18 protein-coding genes and 1 tRNA gene are annotated in these 16,244 nt (G+C 63.8%); 10 read left to right on the top strand and 9 right to left on the bottom strand.

Features of this window, described 5'->3' with window-relative positions; all coding sequences use genetic code 11:
• The first annotated feature begins 4 nt into the window (after positions 1-4).
• Genes AC097A_RS14310 through AC097A_RS14335 form a run of 6 tightly spaced genes read left to right on the top strand, consistent with a single transcriptional unit; the run spans position 5 to position 4,557 of the window.
• Entirely contained in the window at positions 5-607 is a 603-nt protein-coding gene (locus AC097A_RS14310; protein WP_479621363.1) for a YqgE/AlgH family protein, read from the top strand.
• On the top strand, positions 604-1,017 hold the full coding sequence (gene ruvX, locus AC097A_RS14315) for a Holliday junction resolvase RuvX (protein ID WP_479621364.1): 414 nt from the start codon (positions 604-606) through the stop codon (positions 1,015-1,017). The genes AC097A_RS14310 and ruvX overlap by 4 nt, the downstream gene beginning before the upstream one ends.
• A complete protein-coding gene (gene pyrR, locus AC097A_RS14320) occupies positions 1,014-1,511 on the top strand; it encodes a bifunctional pyr operon transcriptional regulator/uracil phosphoribosyltransferase PyrR (protein ID WP_315479537.1) in 498 nt (165 codons plus the stop codon). The genes ruvX and pyrR overlap by 4 nt, the downstream gene beginning before the upstream one ends.
• Position 1,512: 1 nt before the next feature.
• On the top strand, positions 1,513-2,484 hold the full coding sequence (locus AC097A_RS14325; protein ID WP_105262154.1) for an aspartate carbamoyltransferase catalytic subunit: 972 nt from the start codon (positions 1,513-1,515) through the stop codon (positions 2,482-2,484).
• Between the two features lie 14 nt (positions 2,485-2,498).
• The gene (locus AC097A_RS14330; protein ID WP_479621365.1) at positions 2,499-3,791 is read left to right on the top strand and encodes a dihydroorotase; all 1,293 of its coding nucleotides are present in this window, start codon (positions 2,499-2,501) and stop codon (positions 3,789-3,791) included.
• A gap of 4 nt (positions 3,792-3,795) precedes the next feature.
• The gene (locus tag AC097A_RS14335) at positions 3,796-4,557 is read left to right on the top strand and encodes a lysophospholipid acyltransferase family protein (RefSeq protein WP_479621366.1); all 762 of its coding nucleotides are present in this window, start codon (positions 3,796-3,798) and stop codon (positions 4,555-4,557) included.
• On the opposite strand, the gene AC097A_RS14340 is transcribed toward AC097A_RS14335, so the two are convergent.
• Entirely contained in the window at positions 4,554-5,621 is a 1,068-nt protein-coding gene (locus AC097A_RS14340; RefSeq protein WP_479621367.1) for an ABC transporter ATP-binding protein, read from the bottom strand. The two genes, AC097A_RS14335 and AC097A_RS14340, sit on opposite strands and share 4 nt — an antisense overlap.
• 69 nt (positions 5,622-5,690) lie before the next feature.
• On the opposite strand from AC097A_RS14340, the gene AC097A_RS14345 reads away from it, so the two are divergent.
• Positions 5,691-7,313 (top strand): ABC transporter permease, encoded by a 1,623-nt coding sequence (locus AC097A_RS14345; RefSeq protein WP_479621368.1) that lies wholly within the window; start codon positions 5,691-5,693, stop codon positions 7,311-7,313.
• 72 nt (positions 7,314-7,385) lie between these two features.
• Here AC097A_RS14345 and AC097A_RS14350 read toward each other — a convergent pair.
• From AC097A_RS14350 to AC097A_RS14370, 5 genes are all read right to left on the bottom strand, one after another.
• A tRNA-Arg gene (locus AC097A_RS14350) sits at positions 7,386-7,460 on the bottom strand.
• Positions 7,461-7,617: 157 nt separating this feature from the next.
• The gene (locus AC097A_RS14355; RefSeq protein WP_479621369.1) at positions 7,618-8,832 is read right to left on the bottom strand and encodes a vWA domain-containing protein; all 1,215 of its coding nucleotides are present in this window, start codon (positions 8,830-8,832) and stop codon (positions 7,618-7,620) included.
• Positions 8,833-8,851: 19 nt separating this feature from the next.
• A complete protein-coding gene (locus AC097A_RS14360) occupies positions 8,852-9,448 on the bottom strand; it encodes a GNAT family N-acetyltransferase (RefSeq protein WP_105262159.1) in 597 nt (198 codons plus the stop codon).
• Positions 9,449-9,450: 2 nt separating this feature from the next.
• Positions 9,451-9,675: a hypothetical protein gene (locus tag AC097A_RS14365; protein ID WP_479621370.1), complete on the bottom strand. Its 225-nt coding sequence runs from the start codon at positions 9,673-9,675 to the stop codon at positions 9,451-9,453.
• 10 nt (positions 9,676-9,685) lie between these two features.
• Positions 9,686-10,540, bottom strand: coding sequence for an AAA family ATPase (locus AC097A_RS14370; RefSeq protein ID WP_105262161.1), 855 nt, complete (start codon positions 10,538-10,540; stop codon positions 9,686-9,688).
• A gap of 130 nt (positions 10,541-10,670) precedes the next feature.
• Between AC097A_RS14370 and AC097A_RS14375 the strand changes: the two genes are divergently transcribed.
• On the top strand, positions 10,671-11,336 hold the full coding sequence (locus AC097A_RS14375) for a c-type cytochrome (RefSeq protein WP_315479528.1): 666 nt from the start codon (positions 10,671-10,673) through the stop codon (positions 11,334-11,336).
• A 99-nt stretch (positions 11,337-11,435) separates the two neighbouring features.
• Positions 11,436-11,906 (top strand): hypothetical protein, encoded by a 471-nt coding sequence (locus AC097A_RS14380; protein ID WP_479621371.1) that lies wholly within the window; start codon positions 11,436-11,438, stop codon positions 11,904-11,906.
• Here the strand turns inward: AC097A_RS14380 and AC097A_RS14385 are convergent, their stop codons facing one another.
• The gene (locus AC097A_RS14385; protein WP_105262164.1) at positions 11,907-12,341 is read right to left on the bottom strand and encodes a DUF1841 family protein; all 435 of its coding nucleotides are present in this window, start codon (positions 12,339-12,341) and stop codon (positions 11,907-11,909) included.
• Between the two features lie 215 nt (positions 12,342-12,556).
• Here AC097A_RS14385 and AC097A_RS14390 point away from each other — a divergent pair, with 215 nt between their 5' ends.
• A complete protein-coding gene (locus AC097A_RS14390; protein WP_315473853.1) occupies positions 12,557-13,312 on the top strand; it encodes a TSUP family transporter in 756 nt (251 codons plus the stop codon).
• Between the two features lie 21 nt (positions 13,313-13,333).
• Here AC097A_RS14390 and AC097A_RS14395 read toward each other — a convergent pair whose 3' ends face one another.
• Both AC097A_RS14395 and AC097A_RS14400 read right to left on the bottom strand, forming a co-directional pair.
• Positions 13,334-14,047 carry a hypothetical protein gene (locus AC097A_RS14395; protein ID WP_479621372.1) on the bottom strand — a complete coding sequence of 238 codons (714 nt, stop codon included), beginning with the start codon at positions 14,045-14,047 and terminating at the stop codon, positions 13,334-13,336.
• 167 nt (positions 14,048-14,214) lie between these two features.
• A complete protein-coding gene (locus AC097A_RS14400; RefSeq protein ID WP_479621373.1) occupies positions 14,215-16,242 on the bottom strand; it encodes a diguanylate cyclase in 2,028 nt (675 codons plus the stop codon).
• Positions 16,243-16,244: the final 2 nt, after the last annotated feature.

The raw sequence follows: 16,244 nt of genomic DNA on the forward strand, positions 1-16,244 counted from the left end.
AACTATGTCCGGCGATTCTGCACCCATCAATCTCACCAACCATTTTTTGATTGCAATGCCCGGGCTGGAAGATGCCCTTTTTTCCAAAAGCGTTGTCTATGTCTGTGAACACAACAGCAAAGGTGCTTTGGGCATCGTGATCAACAAGCCCGCGGACATGGACCTCAATGCCTTGTTCGAGAAAATTGACCTGCCCATGGCGCGCAGTGATTTGCAGGGCAACAGAGTGTTCCAGGGCGGGCCCGTGCAAACCGAACGCGGTTTTGTATTACACGAAGGCACGGAGGTCCCAGGTGCGGAAGACAGCAAGTCCTCCCTGTATGCCTCCAGCATGACCATTCCCGGCGGACTGGAAATGACTACTTCCAAGGATGTGCTCGAAGCCATCTCCAGCGGTTCTGGCCCGCGCAGGGTACTGGTGTCCTTGGGGTACTCCGCCTGGGCCGGCGGGCAGCTGGAAACCGAACTCGGTGAGAACAGCTGGATCACGGTCGACGCAGACCAAAGCATTATTTTTGACACCCCCGTGGACCAGCGCTACGACAAGGCATTGGCCTTGCTGGGCCTGCAGGCCTGGATGATTTCCACCCAAGCGGGGCACGCATGAGCACCCCGGATGTGCCCGTCCCCGTGCATCTGACAACGTTTCTTGCGTTTGACTTTGGCCTAAAACGTACTGGTGTGGCGGTGGGCAATCGCTTGCTCAAGACCGCGCAACCGCAAGGTTCCATCCATGCCGAAGGCAGCGCACGTTTTGACGGCGTGGCTGCCAAGCTCAAGGAATGGCAGCCCGATGCGATTGTGATTGGTGTGCCCTACCACCCCGATGGTGCACCCCACGAAAACACCACACGGGCCAAAAAGTTCGGACGCCAGCTGAATGGGCGCTTTGGCTTGCCGGTGTTTGAAGTGGACGAACGCTACAGCACCACCGAGGCGATCAGCTCGGGAGCGAAAGACGCCGATGCGGCGTCGGCCTGCATCATCCTGGAACAGTTTTTGAGGAGTTTGACGTGAGTATCCTGGCTTTAGATGCGGAGGCGCTTTACCGCGAACTGCTGCGCGGTGTGCAGCAGTTGTGCAGCGCCGATACCCGCCTGGTGGGCATTACCTCGGGCGGCGCCTGGCTGGCCGAGCGCTTGCAGGCGGACCTGAAACTACCGGGCAAGGCGGGCACCATTTCGTCGGCTATGCACCGCGACGACTTTGCACAGCGCGGTCTGTCGTCGGGGGGGCAGACCCAATTGCCGTTTGATGTGAACGGCGCACAAATTCTGTTGCTGGACGATGTGCTCTACACCGGCCGCACGCTGCGCGCGGTGATCAACGAGCTGTTTGACTTTGGCCGACCTGCCTCGGTGCAACTGGCAGTCTTGGTGGACCGGGGTGGCCGCCAGTTGCCCATCCAACCCGACTTTGCCGCGGCGCGCGTGAGCGTGGCGCCCACCCAGTCGCTGGCACTGGCGCGCAGCGATGCAGGCGTGTTCTCTTTCGATGTACAGGACGCCTGACATGCTCTACAAACGCAACCCCCAACTCAACAAACACGGCGAGCTGGTGCACCTGTTGTCGGTCGAAGGCCTGCCCAAAAGCATCCTGACCCACATTCTGGACACCGCCTCCAACTTTGTGTCGGTCAACGACCGCGAAGTGAAGAAGGTGCCGCTTTTGCGTGGCAAAAGCGTGTTCAATTTGTTCTTTGAGAACAGCACGCGCACCCGTACCACCTTCGAAATTGCCGCCACACGCCTCAGCGCCGACGTCATCAACCTCGACATCGCGCGGTCCAGCGCCAGCAAAGGCGAATCACTGCTGGACACGATCGCCAATCTGAGTGCCATGGCTGCCGACATGTTCGTGGTGCGCCACAGCGAATCGGGCGCCCCCTACCTGATCGCCCAGCACGTAGCGCCCCATGTGCATGTGATCAACGCAGGTGATGGCCGCCATGCCCACCCCACCCAGGGTCTGCTGGACATGTACACCATCCGGCACTACAAGAAAGACTTTGCCAACCTCACCGTGGCCATCGTCGGCGACGTGTTGCACTCGCGTGTGGCGCGCTCCGACATCCATGCGCTGACCACGCTGGGCTGTGCCGAGGTGCGCGTGGTCGGCCCCAAAACGCTGGTGCCATCCGACATGGCGCAGATGGGGGTGCGCGTGTGCCACACACTCGAAGAAGGCATCAAGGACTGCGACGTCATCATCGTGCTCCGCCTGCAGAACGAACGCATGAGTGGTGCGCTGCTGCCGTCTACACAAGAGTATTTCAAGAGTTTTGGCCTGACGCCCGAGAAGCTGCAACTCGCCAAGAGTGATGCCATCGTCATGCATCCGGGCCCCATCAACCGGGGTGTGGAGATCGACTCCGCGGTGGTGGATGGGCTGCAGAGTGTCATCCTGCCGCAGGTGACCTTTGGCATCGCCGTACGTATGGCGGTGATGGGCATTGTGGCGGGCAACGACGCCGATCCGCGCTGAAAGAGGAAATGAAGATGAACCTGTTGATTCAAGGCGGACGCGTCCTGGACCCTGCCAGTGGCACCGACCGTGTGGCCGACCTGGCCATTGCCGAGGGCCGCATCCTCGCGATCGGCGACACACCCGCGGGTTTTGTCCCCGACCAGACGATTGCCGCACACGGCCTCGTGGTCGCACCTGGCCTGGTGGACCTGTGCGCGCGCCTGCGCGAATCCGGTCAGCCTCAAGCCGGCCGGCTCAGCAGCGAACGTGCTGCGGCTGCCGCGGGCGGCGTTACCACGCTGGTGTGCCCGCCCGACACCAAGCCGGTGCTGGACGAAGCCGGTCTGGTGGAGATGTTGCACTACCGCACCCAGATTCAGGGTGGACCGCGTGTGTTGCCCCTTGGCGCGCTGACCCGCGCACTGGCGGGTGAAGTGCTCTCGCCCATGCAGCAGTTGGCCGATGCCGGTTGTGTGGGGTTTGGCCAGGCCGAAGTGCCCTTGGTCAACACCCAAGTGACCCAGCGCGCGTTGCAGTACGCCAGCACCTTTGGCTACAGCGTGTGGTTGCGCCCGCAGGAATACCACCTGGGCAAGGGCGTGGCCGCCAGCGGCCCACTGGCCACACGCCTGGGCCTCGCGGGCGTGCCTGTGGCGGCCGAAACCATTGCCTTGCACACCATCTTCGAGCTAGTGCGCTCGACCCAGGCCCGTGTGCACCTGTGCCGCATCAGCAGTGCGGCCGGGGTGGCGCTGGTACGCCAAGCCAAGGCCGAGGGCCTGCCCATCACCTGCGATGTGAGCATCAACTCGCTGCACCTGACCGATGTGGACATTGGGTACTTCGACAGCCGCATGCGCCTGAACCCGCCGCTGCGTCAGCAGCGTGACCGCGATGCCCTGCGTGCCGGCCTGGCCGATGGCACCATCGACGCGCTGGTGTCCGACCACACACCGGTGGACGAAGACGACAAAGCCCTGCCATTTGCCGAAAGTGAGCCGGGTGCGACCGGGCTGGAGTTGTTGCTGAGCCTGTCCCTCAAATGGGCCCAGGACAGCCAACTGGGGCTGGACCGTGCTCTGGCCGTGGTCAGCAGCCAGGCAGCCCGGGTGCTGGGCAACGGCGCAGGCCCACTGGCCGGCAGCTTGGGCCAGCTCACGGTGGGTGGGGTGGCCGATGTGTGTGTGTTCGACCCAAAAGCCGCCTGGGTGGTTGAGCCTGCCGCGCTGCGCAGCCAGGGGCTGCACACGCCCTTCAGCGGGTATGAGTTGCCGGGTTGTGTGCGCGCCACCGTAGTGGCGGGGCGCATCGCCTTCGCGGCCTGACCCCATGGCCCGCGTGCTGGCCTGCTGGCGTCTGCTGCGTGTATTCACCCACGTGCTGGCGGGCGCCTGGCGCATCCGCTGGGTGTTTCCGCGTCTGCAGCAGCCTGCGCGTGATGCAGAAGTTCAGGCCTGGGCCCGCGAAATGCTTGCGCGACTAGCTATCAAATTAATAGTGCATGGCCAGCCACCCGCGGTGGGCCCGGTGCTGCTGGTGGCCAACCACATCTCCTGGTTGGACATTGTGGTGATGCACGCCGCACGCCACTGCCGCTTTATCTCCAAGGCTTCGGTCCAGCACTGGCCCATTGTCGGCACCCTGGCGAATGGTGCGGGCACGCTGTACATCGAACGCGAGTCGCGCCGCGACGCCATGCGCGTGGTGCACCACATGGCCGAGCGCCTGGGCGCAGGTGATGTGTTGGCCGTGTTTCCCGAGGGCACCACGGGCGATGGCACTATCGTGCGCCCCTTCCACGCCAACATGCTGCAAGCCGCCATTGCGGCCCAGGCCCCGGTGCAGCCCGTGGGCCTGCACTTTGGCGACAGTGCTACGGGGCAGCACAGCCTGGCGCCTTGTTATATCGGCGAGGACAGCCTCTGGGATTCGCTCTGGCGCACGCTCAAGACCCAGGGCCTGCAGGCGGTGGTGAGTTTTGGCCAGGTGCAGTTGCCCGAAGGGCGCGACCGCCGGGCCTGGGCGGCAGACCTGCACCAGGCCGTGGTAGACCTGCGTGCCGACCTGGGTGCCCCGGCGCTGAAACCTTAGGCCAGGCGGCTGAAGGTCACCACGTGGTCCACCTGCGGGCGGATGCCAATCCATTCGCCCAGGCGGTGGTTGTGGTGGCTGGGCACATGGGCCATGACGGTGAGGCCGCTGTCCAGCCGCAGCGTGTATAAAAATTCCGACCCCCGAAACGCCTTGCGCACAATCTCGGCCTTCACCGGCGCGTCGTCGTCGTGCACGATGTCATCCGCGCGCAGCAGCACATCACATTCGCCCTGCGGATACGCGCTGGGCAAGGGGCATTCACTCACGTCCTGCAACACGCCCAGCGGGGTGTGCACCACGGGCTCACCCTGTTCGATGGCAATGGTGGCCGGGGCAAACACTCCGTGGCCAATGAAGTCGGCCACAAAACGGGTGGCCGGGCGGTGGTACAGCGTGTAGGCGTCGTCCCACTGGTGCAGCGTGCCTTCATGCATCACACCAATCATGTCGCCAATCGCAAACGCTTCCATCTGGTCATGGGTGACGAACAGCGCCGTGGCGCCTGCGGTTTTGAGGATGCCACGCACCTCGTGCGCCAGGCGTTCGCGCAGGTCCACATCCAGGTTGGAAAACGGTTCGTCCAGCAGCAGCAGCTGGGGGCGGGGCGCCAGTGCACGCGCCAGGGCCACGCGCTGTTGCTGCCCGCCCGACAACTCGTGCGGGTAACGGTGCTCCTGGCCCGACAGGCCCACCCATTCCAGCACCTCGGCCACTCGCCGCTGGCGCTCGGCGCTGGGCAACTGGTGGATGCCAAACGCCACATTGCGCGCCACATCCAGGTGCGGGAAGAGGGCGTAGTCCTGGAACACCATGCCAATGCGGCGCTCCTGCGCCGGCACACTGCTCTGGGCTGAGCTCACCAGGGAGCCGCCCAGGTGGATATGTCCACCACTGGCAGGCTCCAGCCCGGCCACGGCGCGCAACAGCGTGGTTTTGCCACAACCGGAGGGCCCGATCAGCACCCCAATGTCTCCTGCCCGCAGGCTTAGCGACGCGTTTTGCACCGCCGCCTGCGTGCGGCCCGGGTAATGCACCTGCAGCTGAGAGACTTCTAGAAACATGCTGGGATTGTAGATACTTACAATTCGCATTCAGAGCCCCATCCACCTGCCCGCGACCCCACCTCCCTTATGTCTTTCTCGCGCCTCAAGCGCATTCCCCTGGCCTTGTTTTTTGTGGCGCTGCTGCTTCCCGTGGTGGCGGTGTTTGGCGCTTGGCTGCCCTGGGGCGAGTCGGGTGCGCAGTCGCTGCTGATCGTGCAGGAGATGGCGCGCACCGTGCTGCCCGAATATGCCTGGACCACTGTGCAGCTGTGCCTGATGGTGGGCGTGGGCGTGGTGCTGGTGGGCCTGGGCACGGCGGCGGCGGTCACGCTGTTCGATTTTCCGGGCCGGCGCGTGTTCGAATGGGCGCTGCTGCTGCCCCTGGCCATGCCCGCCTACGTGGTGGCCTACGCCTATACCGACTTCCTGCAGTTCAGCGGCCCGCTGCAAACCGGCATACGCGCCTGGCTGCAGGTGGAGGGGAGGGTGTTTCCCGAGGTCCGCAGCGTGGCAGGCGCGGCTTGGGTGTTCACCTTTGTGCTGTATCCGTATGTGTACCTGCTGGCGCGCACCGCCCTGTCCGAACGCGCCAGCCACCTGATGGAGGCGGCCCGCCTGATGGGCGCCGGGCTGCTGCGGCGCATGGCCGTGGTGGCGCTGCCGCTGGCGCGCCCCGCGGTGGCGGCCGGTGTGGCGCTGGCACTGATGGAGGTGCTGGCGGACTTTGGTGTCTCCAGCTACTTTGGCATCCAGACCTTTACCGCTGGCATCTACAAAGCCTGGCTGGCCATGGACAACCGCATCGCTGCCGCCCAACTGGCCACGCTGCTGCTGGCGCTGGTGGCCCTGTTGTTGTGGCTGGAGCAGCGTGCGCAGGCGCGCATGCGTTTTGCATCCGGCAAGGGCGCACGCGCCAACGCCAGTGATGCGCAGCCCCTGCGGCTGGCCGGGCACCGCGCCGGCTGGGCCTGGCTGGTGTGTGCGCTGCCCATCCTCATGGGTTTTGTGTTGCCGGTGCTCTTCATGCTGCGCCCGCTGTGGGTGGAGCAAAACGAGTTGCCCTGGAACCGATTTGGCGAGTGGGCCCTGAACAGCGTGCGCCTGGCCGGCATCACCAGTGTGCTGGCGGTGGGCATTGCGCTGGCGCTGGCCTACGGTGCGCGCCGCAGCAGCCACTGGGGGCCGCGTGTAGCGGCCCAACTGGCGGGCCTGGGTTATGCCATTCCCGGTGCGGTGGTGGTGGTGGGCTTGCTGCTGCCGGTGGGCTGGGTGCAGGCCTGGCAGCCCGAGTGGCAGGTGGGCTACTTTGTCACCGCCACGGCGCTGGGCATTGTCTGGGCCTACCTGGTGCGCTTTTGCGCGGTGGCGCTGCAGTCGCTGCAGAGCGGCTACGCGCGCATTCCCGCCAGCATGGACGATGCAGCCCGCATGCTGGGTACCAGCGACGCGGGCACCCTGCTGCGTGTGCACTGGCCGCTGCTGCGCCGCTCCACCGCCGCTGCGGCCTTGCTGGTGTTTGTGGACGTCATGAAAGAGCTGCCCGCCACACTGGTGCTGCGCCCCTTCAACAGCGACACGCTGGCCGTGGTGGCCTACCAGCTGGCCCGCGACGAGCGCCTGGGCGAAGCTGCTGTGCCCAGCCTGGCGCTGGTGCTGGTGGGGCTGATTCCGGTGGTGATGCTGAGCCGGACGCTGCGCAGCAAGGTTTGAGTGCCAAAAGTGGCTGAATGGCCCGTGGATATTGCGCGAGCAGCTATCAAGTTCATAGCATTCTGAAAAGGCTGGTGCCCCCGACAGGAATCGAACCTGTATCTGCCCCTTAGGAGGGGGCCGTTCTATCCATTGAACTACGGAGACCAGCGAGCGGGGATTGTAAGGGGGCACAGGGAGCGGCCGGTTTCGCCGCCGGGCCGCCCCAAGGCGCTCTGAACCGCTTGGCGGTCAGCCCCGCCAGGGAAATGCGCCCCCTTGGGGGGGCAGCGACCCGCGCAGCGGCGGAGCGTGGGGGCACTGTCTACTTTGTCAGTTGCCGCATCGCCTCTTCTAGGCCCTTGAGGGTCAGCGGGTACATCTTGTTGTGCATCAGCTGCTGGATCACGCTGATGCTCTGGCGGTACTGCCACACGCCTTGGGGCTCGGGGTTAATCCAGGCGAACTTGGGGAAGGTGCTGGTCAGGCGCTGCAGCCATTCGGCGCCTGCCTCTTCGTTGTTGTATTCCACGCTGCCGCCGGGCTGCAAAATTTCGTACGGGCTCATGGTTGCGTCGCCCACAAAGATCAGCTTGTAGTCCTTGTTGTACTTGCGCAGGATGTCCCAGGTATTGAACTTCTCGGCAAAGCGGCGGCGGTTGTTCTTCCACATGTAGTCGTACACGCAGTTGTGGAAGTAATAAAACTCCAGGTGCTTGAACTCGGTCTTGGTGGCGCTGAACAGTTCTTCCACACGCGCAATGTGCTCGTCCATGGTGCCGCCCACGTCCATTAGCAGCAGCACCTTCACATTGTTGTGTCGCTCCGGCCGCATCTTGATGTCCAGGTAGCCCGCGTTGGCCGCCGTCTTGCTGATGGTCTCGTCCAGGTCCAGCTCGTCCTCATGGCCTTCGCGCGCAAACTTGCGCAGGCGGCGCAGCGCCACCTTGATGTTGCGCGTGCCCAGCTCCTGGGTGTCGTCGTAGTCCTTGTAGGCGCGCTGGTCCCACACTTTTACCGCGCTCTTGTTGCGGCCCTTGTCCTGGCCGATGCGCACGCCTTGGGGGTTGTAGCCATTGGCGCCAAACGGGCTGGTGCCGCCGGTGCCAATCCACTTGCTGCCGCCTTCGTGGCGTTCCTTCTGCTCTTCAAAACGCTTTTTCAGCGTTTCCATCAGCTCGTCCCAGCCCATCTTCTCGATCTTGGCCTTGTCTTCGGGGCTGAGGTTGAGCTCCAGGTTCTTGCGCAGCCATTCCAGGGGAATGTCCTTGGTGAAGTCGGCAACCATCTCCACGCCCTTGAAGTAGGCGGCAAAGGCGCGGTCGAACTTGTCGTAGTGTTTCTCGTCCTTCACCAGCGTGGTGCGGCTCAGGTAATAAAAGTCGTCAATCGTGTAGCCCGTGGGCTCGGACGCATCCTCGGGCTGCGGCGTCATCGGCCCCACCACGCCTTTTTGCAGGGCTTCCAGCAGGGTCAGGTATTCCTTGACCGAGACCGGCAGCTTGGCAGAGCGCAGGGTGTAGAAAAAGTCCAGCAGCATAGGGTGCTCCTTGCGCGTATCAGGCGCGCGGCTTGTCCAGTAAGTACAGCAGCTGTGCCTTGGCTTCGGGCCATTCGCCGCTGCGCATGCTGTACATCACGGTGTCGCGGATGGTGCCGTCGCGGCGCAGCGCGTGGCCGCGGATCACGCCATCTTTCTTCGCGCCCAGGCGCTCGATGGCGGCCTGGGACGCAAAGTTGAAGTTATCAGTGCGCCAGCCCACCACATGGCAGCCCAGGGTTTCAAACGCGTGGGTCAGCAGCAAGAGTTTGCAGGTGGTGTTGACGTGGCTGCGCTGGCTGCTTTTGCCGTACCAGGTGTAGCCAATTTCCACACGTTTCACGGCGGGCACGATGTCGTGGTAGCTGCTGCTGCCCAGCACGCGGCCCGTGGCTTCGTCCGTCACGGCGAAGGCAAAGCGGTTGCCCGCCTCGCGCATGGACAGCGCGTCGTCGATGTACTTGCGGGTGTATTCGGGTTCGGGCACCGAGGTGATGCGCAGGGTCCACAGCTCGCCATCAGCGGCCGCAGCGCGCAGGCCGGCCTCATGTTCCAGGCCCAGCGGGACCAACTTCACGCCGCGGGCGGCCAGGGTGACGGGTTCCACAAAGGCCATGGTTATTCCTTGTCCGACGGTGTTTTGCGGTTGCGCCAGCGGCGGGCCAGTTGCAGGCCCAAACCGCCGCCCACGCCCACCAGCACGATGCCGCCAATGCTGGCGGCGCCGTAACCTGGCGCAAACACATCCAGCCCCAGCAGGCGGCCAGCCCAGAAGCCGAGCAGCGCACCGCCCACAAAGCCCACGGCGTCAGACACGCCTTCGATCATTGGATTGTTTTTCATAGAGGGTGACTTAGCGGTTGTGGCGTTGCATGAACATCAGTTTTTCGAACAGCGTGGTGTCCTGCTCGTTTTTGAGCAGCGCACCTACCAGCGGGGGGACGGCCATCTTGTCGTCTTTGCTTTGCAGAGCCTCCAGCGGAATGTCTTCTGCCAGCAGCAGCTTGAGCCAGTCCAGTAGTTCGCTGGTGGAGGGCTTTTTCTTCAGGCCGGGCAGGTTGCGCACCTCAAAAAAGGTTTTCATGGCCGCGGCCAGCAGCTCTTTCTTCAGGCCGGGGAAGTGCACCTCCACAATGCTTTGCATGGTGGTGGCATCGGGGAACTTGATGTAGTGGAAGAAGCAGCGGCGCAAAAACGCGTCAGGCAGTTCTTTTTCGTTGTTGGAGGTGATGAACACCAGCGGGCGGTGTTTGGCCTTGATCAGCTCGCGCGTCTCGTAGCAGTAGAACTCCATGCGGTCGATTTCGCGCAACAGGTCATTGGGGAATTCGATGTCGGCCTTGTCGATCTCGTCGATCAGCAGGGCGACGGGTTTGTCCGCCGTAAACGCCTGCCACAACACGCCTTTGATGATGTAGTTGTGGATGTCCTTGACGCGTTCGCCGCCGTCAATGTCGGACAGCTGCGAGTCGCGCAGACGACTCACCGCGTCGTATTCATACAGACCCTGCTGGGCCTTGGTGGTGGACTTGATGTGCCATTGCAGCAGGGGCATGTCCAGCGCCTGGGCCACTTCCTCGGCCAGCATGGTTTTACCGGTGCCGGGCTCACCTTTCACCAGCAGCGGGCGCTGCAGCGTGATGGCCGCGTTGACCGACAGCATCAGGTCCTGGGTGGCGACGTAGTTCTTGGTTCCGTGGAATTTCATGGCGTGGGTGGGCAGGGCAATGGGTGGTCGGACCAAACGGTGCAGAAAAAGCCTGCAAAGGGCACGGGTGGTGGTCGATATAATCGGCAAGCTGATTTATATCAATCACCGTCTGGATTGTCCCCGCAAAATGAACAAATTCCTCTTGTCCGTGTCCGCCGCGCTTGTCGCCTCTGTGACCGTTTTCGCTGCCCACGCCCAGGGCGTCCAAGGTGACATCAAGGCTGGCGAAAAGAAGAACGCCATGTGCATTGGCTGCCACGGCATTGTGGGCTACCAAGCCAGCTTCCCCGAAATCCACAAGGTCCCCAAGATCTCGGGTCAGGGCGGCAAGTACATTGCGTCCGCCCTGAATGCCTACAAAACCGGTGACCGCAAACACGCCTCCATGCGCGGCATTGCCGCCTCGCTGACCGACCAGGACATCGCCGACTTGGCCGCCTACTACGAAGCCAGCGGTGCGGTGGAAGGTGCCCCAGCCTTGGCCAAGGCGCCCGAAGCCTCTGACAAAGTGAACGCGCTGCTGACCAAGGGTGCCTGTGCCTCCTGCCACGGCGATTCGTTCAGCAAGCCCATCGACCCCACCTACCCCAAGATCGCCGGCCAGCACAGCGACTACCTGTTCGTGGCCCTGAAGGCCTACAAGGTAGAAGGCAACGCCCAAGTGGGCCGCGGCAACGCCATCATGGGTGGTGTGGCCAAGCAGTTCACCAATGCCGAGCTCAAAGAGCTGTCCAACTACCTGGGCAAGCTGCCAACCGACCTCAAGGTCGTGCCTCAAAACCGCTTCCGTTAAACCGGACAGCACCTCCCAAAAAAAGCCGCTCTTGAGCGGCTTTTTTGTGTCTGGTTTTCCCTGCTTGTGGCGGTGAGTCATCACTCCTAGACTGGTGCCATGACTATTTCCCGCGACCAGCCGTTCTCGACTGACGGTCTCGGCAAGGCCTTGTTTCGCCCCCATGGACGGGCAGACTGGCGCATTGATGGTGACGTGTTGCGTACCGACGTGGTGGGGCCGTTTAACCGGGAACTGGCCGAGGCGATCGGACCCATCCTGCACCAGGCCTATGCCTTGTTGTGTGCCCAGGGGCCATGTGCCGAAGTGGTCATCGTGCACGGCAGTGCACTGGCCGGCCCCGAAGCGCTGACGGCGTTGACCGGGGAGCTGCGCAAGTTTGTGCAGGAAGGCCTGGCCCCGGTGGGCACGGCCTTTGTGATGGCGCCCGAGGTGGAGGGCAGCCACTTCATGCCCGCCTTGCTGGTGCAAAGCTTTGCGGCGGCCGGTTGGCCGGCCTGTCAGGTGTTTGCCACGGCGGACGAGGCCGAGGCCTGGGTGCAGGGGCTGCTGGCAGCCGCCCGGGCCTGATCAGTCTTTGGTAGCGTGCCGCTGCACGCAAGCAATGTAGGCATTGCCGTCGGGTGGGCGACCGGCGCGCTGGCTTTCCCACAGCATGGTGCCCAAACATTCCATAGCTTCGTGGTGCGCCTGGTGCAGCGAGTTGCGCTTGTGCGTGAGCAGCTCCACCGCCTGGCGAATGCCACGCGGCTGGTCGATGCTGCACTGCTCGCTGATCGACAAGTGCATAGAGAGGTGCAAAAACGGGTTGGTGCGGCCCTCGGTCGCTTCGTACATGGTGGCCAGCGCGGTGTCCACATCGGCAAAGTCGGCGGCGTACTCGGGGTGCTCGTCCATCCACTGGGATGCTATGGTTTCAATAGCTTCTAGCGCAACACCTGAGCGGGCCTTGGCATAGGTGGAGCAAAAAAATCGACGTACGTCTTCTTGGGAGGGACTGAACATGGGGCCAAGGTTAGCACGCGCCTGCCACTCCGGTGCGGGCTTGCGGGCATGCCCCCGGGGGCGGCACGGGCGCCGGGCCCTGTGTACCATTCGCGTCGGTGTGGGGCAGGGCATGGCGGTGGTGCTGGCGCGCGTATGGGGCGGCTGGTTGCTATGGTTTTGGAAGCTGCTCGCGCAGTATCCACGAGGGCCAGAGCCCTAAAACACCTATATTCATGACCTTTCCGCTGATCACCGATCCATTTTTCTACGCCGTCACCATCCCCGCCGTGTTGCTGCTGGGCATCAGCAAAAGTGGCTTTGGCGCGGGTTTTGGCTCGCTGGCCGTGCCCATGATGGCGCTGGCCGTCACGGTGCCCGAGGCTGCTGCCATCCTGATGCCGGTGTTGTTCCTCATGGACGTGCTGGGCATGGCGGCGTTTCGCAAAGACTTTGACCTGGCGTTGCTGAAGTTTCTGATTCCGTGTGGGCTGGTGGGCATCGCCATCGGCGCGCTGTTGTTCAAGGTGCTGAACCCGCACACCGTGGCAGCCATGGTGGGCGGCTTTACGCTGCTGTTTCTGGCGCAGCGCTTGTTGTTTCCGCCCAAGCCCGACAGCGCACCGCCGCCGCGCTGGCTGGGCGCCATGCTCACCGCCACCTCGGGCTTTACCAGCTTCATTGCCCATGCGGGTGGCCCGCCCATCAACGCCTATGTGATCCCGCTCAAGCTCACTCCCCTCAAGTTCACCGCCACCATGGCGTTTTTCTTCTTTGTGGTGAACCTGAGCAAATGGATTCCTTACGGCATGTTGGGCCTGCTGGACATGCGCAACATGGCCACCAGCCTGGTGCTGCTGCCCATCGCCCCGGTGGGTGTGTGGATTGGCGTGCGCCTGGCCCGGCGCATTAGCCAGCAGCTTTTCTACCGCTTTCTGTACGCCGGCATGTTCTTGACCGGTGTGAAGCTGCTGTGGGACGGGTTGGCCTGAGCCAACCCGCCGTACACGCGCTTATTTGGAAGCCCAGTAGGTGGCAGGGCCGGGCAGCGGGGTGGCCTCGTTGTCCAGCAGCTTCATCCAGCGGGTGCCGGTCTCGTGTATCCAGCCCTGCAGGTGGCTTCGGTAGGCCAAGCTCGCATCCAGGTTGGCATCGGCGCGCAGCAGGAAGGTGATGCCCATGGACTTGCCGCGGAATTTGTTGCCATAGACGTTGACCAGTACCGCGCTGACCGGGAAGTCGCTGGCGTAGGGCGTCAGGCTTGCCAGCGTGGACTTCACCCAGCTGTTGGGGTGGTTGGGCGCGCTGGCAAGGAGTTGCCGAAAGTTGGCGATCGCGTCGCCGCGGGCGCAGGCGAAGAGCATGGCGCTGGCGTTGAGGCCAAAGTCGTCCACCAGGCCCACCGGGTTGTCGGTGCTGCAGGGCTGGTTGCCCCAGTTGATGGGCAGGGAGTTGGGCGTGAAGTTCAGCGCCATCGCAAACAGGGGGCCACCTTGGCGGTCCAGGTTGCGCAGGGTGAGCGATACCCGTGGGGTGGTGCCCGGGCTGTCACTGCGCCCGCCCGTGAGGGACAAGGCTTCTTCGTGTTTGCTCACGACTTCCCACTGACCTTCCGGCAGCGGAATGGGTTTGGAAAACAAGCCCAGGGCAATGCCACTGGCCGTGAGGGTGGTGCCCACTTCGATCTTGTCGTAAGCCACTTGGGCGTGGTTGGTGGTGCTGGTCATGCTGGCCACCAGGCCGGCCAGAAGGCACGCGGTGGTGCGTGCGGTACTGCAAAAACGCAAAACTTGTCTCCCTAATATTGGTATTAAAAGTGCTGCGATGCTACTGGCCCGGGCAGGGGGGCACCATCCCCCAAAAGAGTGATTCGGGGGCGTGCCGCGCCAAGGGTTTAGCGCATTTCCGGGTTGGGTGCGGTGGTTTGGGCGTCAAACACGGCCACGCAGTTGCGCCCGGCCTGTTTGGCGGTGTAGCAGGCGGCGTCGGCGGCGCGCAGCACATCGGCCGCGGTGGTGAAGCTGCCATTGACCTGCACCAGGCCAATGCTGGCACCCACGCCAAAGCTCTGGCCCTCCCAGGCCAGGCGGTAGGCCACCACGGCACTGCGCAATTTTTCGGCCAGGGCCACGGCCTGCGGCAGGGGGCAGCGGCTCAGTAACACCGCAAATTCATCGCCGCCCAGCCGGGCCACGGTGTCGGTCTGGCGCACCTGCGCGGCCAGTGCGTGGGCTACATCGCGCAGCAGGGCGTCACCCGCGGCATGGCCACCGGTGTCGTTGACCTGTTTGAAGTGGTCCAGGTCAATGAACATGGCGCAGAACGGCTCGGTGTTGGCGTTCAGCGTGGCGCGCTCCAGCAGGGTCTCGAAGGCCGGGCGGTTGGCCAAACCAGTGAGTGAGTCGTGGCTGGAGGTCCAGGCCAGGCGCTCGCGCTGTTCGCGCGCTTCGGTCACGTCTTCCACCGTCCAGATGGTGCCTTGCGAGCGGTCACCGGGCACTACGGCACGCCCGCGCATGTGCGCCCAGAACAGCTGGCCCGAGCGGCGGATCAGCTCCACTTCGCCGTCAAAAGCGCCGTGCTGCATGAACGAGGGGTGGGCGCGGGCCGACAGTGCCTGGTAGGCCTCGTCGGAGGGGTGGATCATGCGGGTGGGCTGGCCGAGGGCGTGGTGTTTTTCGCAGCGGAAGATGTGGCAAAAGTGCCGGCTCACCAGCTCGAATTGACCGTTGCGGGTGAGTGCAATGCCCACCTCTGCATGGTCCAGCACCGCCTCCAGTTGCATCAGCAGGGCCTGGGTTTCGGTTTGTTTTTGTTGCCGGTGTTCCACCACATGTTGAAAGGCCAGCGCCAACTCGCCCACTTCGCCGCCATCGCGGGGCCAACCCTCGTTGGAGGGGCCGGTCTCGGCCAGCATGCGCTCGGCCCGGTTGCGCAACTTGGAGATGGGCAGTGTCAGGTACCAGGCCAGCACCCCCGCCAGGGCCGCGGCCAACAGGCCCACACCCATGGCGGCTTGCCAGGCGGTGGCTTGCGCGGCCTGCACCGGTTGCAAAGCCACGGCCCGTGGCGTGAGCCGCACCAGCACCCAGTCAGAGACCGGAATGCCGGCCATGGACACCAGGTGGTCTTCACTCAGTACGGCACTGCCAGTGGTGTCGATGGGGCTGCCCATATCACTCCAGCGCTGGTACACCGCACGCAGGCCCTCCTCGTCCGCGGCCCGACCCAGCACCCGTGTGGAGTCCGGGTGGGCCAGCAGCACGCCTTTTCGGTCCATCACCAGCGTACGCGATGGGGTGTCGCGGGCCAGGCGCGTCACGTCAGAGAACAGGCTGGTGGACTGCAGGCCCAGCGCGCCTGCGATCACGCCCACCACCTTGCCATCCGTGCCCAGCGCAGAGGTCGAGATGATGAGGATGGGAGTCTTGCTGACCTTGCCCACCAGGGGTTCGGACACCACGGGTTGGTCGGTTTTGAGGCTTTGCTGAAAGTAGGCCCGGTCTGCGATGTTGGGCAGTTCGGTCGATGCCTGTCCCTTGACCAGCCGGGCCAGCATGACCCCGTCGGCCCGGGCTGCCAGCACGCTGTCAAACAGGGCGCCCACGGCGGGCTTGTCGGCCAGGTAGCGGGTCATGGCCTCGGGTTGGCTCCACAACTCGGGGCGCACCTGGCGAGCCACGGCCCACAGCGAACCTTGCAACATATCCAGCTTGGTGGCGAGCAGCTCCGCGGTGCGCTGCACATCGTCACTGTCGTTTTGCAGCAAGACTTGTTGGATATTGCTCTTCGTCGTGCTCAGAACCAACTGGGCCGTCACCAGTGCGGACAGCACCCCGGTCACCGCAGCCATGGCCACAATTTTGAATTTGAGCGTGCTGACCCAGGCGAACCGGGTGCGATTCCAATTGGCTGCGTTCATGG

This window comes from Rhodoferax sp. XS2R6 (assembly GCF_056521365.1).

Coding starts and splice junctions, on each gene's coding strand:
- AC097A_RS14360 (WP_105262159.1), bottom strand. CDS start 9,448: ATGGCCTTTGTGGAACCCGTCACCCTGGCCGCCCGCGGCGTGAAGTTG.
- AC097A_RS14330 (WP_479621365.1), top strand. CDS start 2,499: ATGAACCTGTTGATTCAAGGCGGACGCGTCCTGGACCCTGCCAGTGGC.
- AC097A_RS14395 (WP_479621372.1), bottom strand. CDS start 14,047: ATGACCAGCACCACCAACCACGCCCAAGTGGCTTACGACAAGATCGAA.
- AC097A_RS14375 (WP_315479528.1), top strand. CDS start 10,671: ATGAACAAATTCCTCTTGTCCGTGTCCGCCGCGCTTGTCGCCTCTGTG.
- AC097A_RS14345 (WP_479621368.1), top strand. CDS start 5,691: ATGTCTTTCTCGCGCCTCAAGCGCATTCCCCTGGCCTTGTTTTTTGTG.
- AC097A_RS14340 (WP_479621367.1), bottom strand. CDS start 5,621: ATGTTTCTAGAAGTCTCTCAGCTGCAGGTGCATTACCCGGGCCGCACG.
- AC097A_RS14355 (WP_479621369.1), bottom strand. CDS start 8,832: ATGCTGCTGGACTTTTTCTACACCCTGCGCTCTGCCAAGCTGCCGGTC.
- ruvX (WP_479621364.1), top strand. CDS start 604: ATGAGCACCCCGGATGTGCCCGTCCCCGTGCATCTGACAACGTTTCTT.
- AC097A_RS14325 (WP_105262154.1), top strand. CDS start 1,513: ATGCTCTACAAACGCAACCCCCAACTCAACAAACACGGCGAGCTGGTG.
- AC097A_RS14335 (WP_479621366.1), top strand. CDS start 3,796: ATGGCCCGCGTGCTGGCCTGCTGGCGTCTGCTGCGTGTATTCACCCAC.
- AC097A_RS14400 (WP_479621373.1), bottom strand. CDS start 16,242: ATGAACGCAGCCAATTGGAATCGCACCCGGTTCGCCTGGGTCAGCACG.
- AC097A_RS14370 (WP_105262161.1), bottom strand. CDS start 10,540: ATGAAATTCCACGGAACCAAGAACTACGTCGCCACCCAGGACCTGATG.
- AC097A_RS14390 (WP_315473853.1), top strand. CDS start 12,557: ATGACCTTTCCGCTGATCACCGATCCATTTTTCTACGCCGTCACCATC.
- AC097A_RS14385 (WP_105262164.1), bottom strand. CDS start 12,341: ATGTTCAGTCCCTCCCAAGAAGACGTACGTCGATTTTTTTGCTCCACC.
- AC097A_RS14310 (WP_479621363.1), top strand. CDS start 5: ATGTCCGGCGATTCTGCACCCATCAATCTCACCAACCATTTTTTGATT.
- AC097A_RS14380 (WP_479621371.1), top strand. CDS start 11,436: ATGACTATTTCCCGCGACCAGCCGTTCTCGACTGACGGTCTCGGCAAG.
- AC097A_RS14365 (WP_479621370.1), bottom strand. CDS start 9,675: ATGAAAAACAATCCAATGATCGAAGGCGTGTCTGACGCCGTGGGCTTT.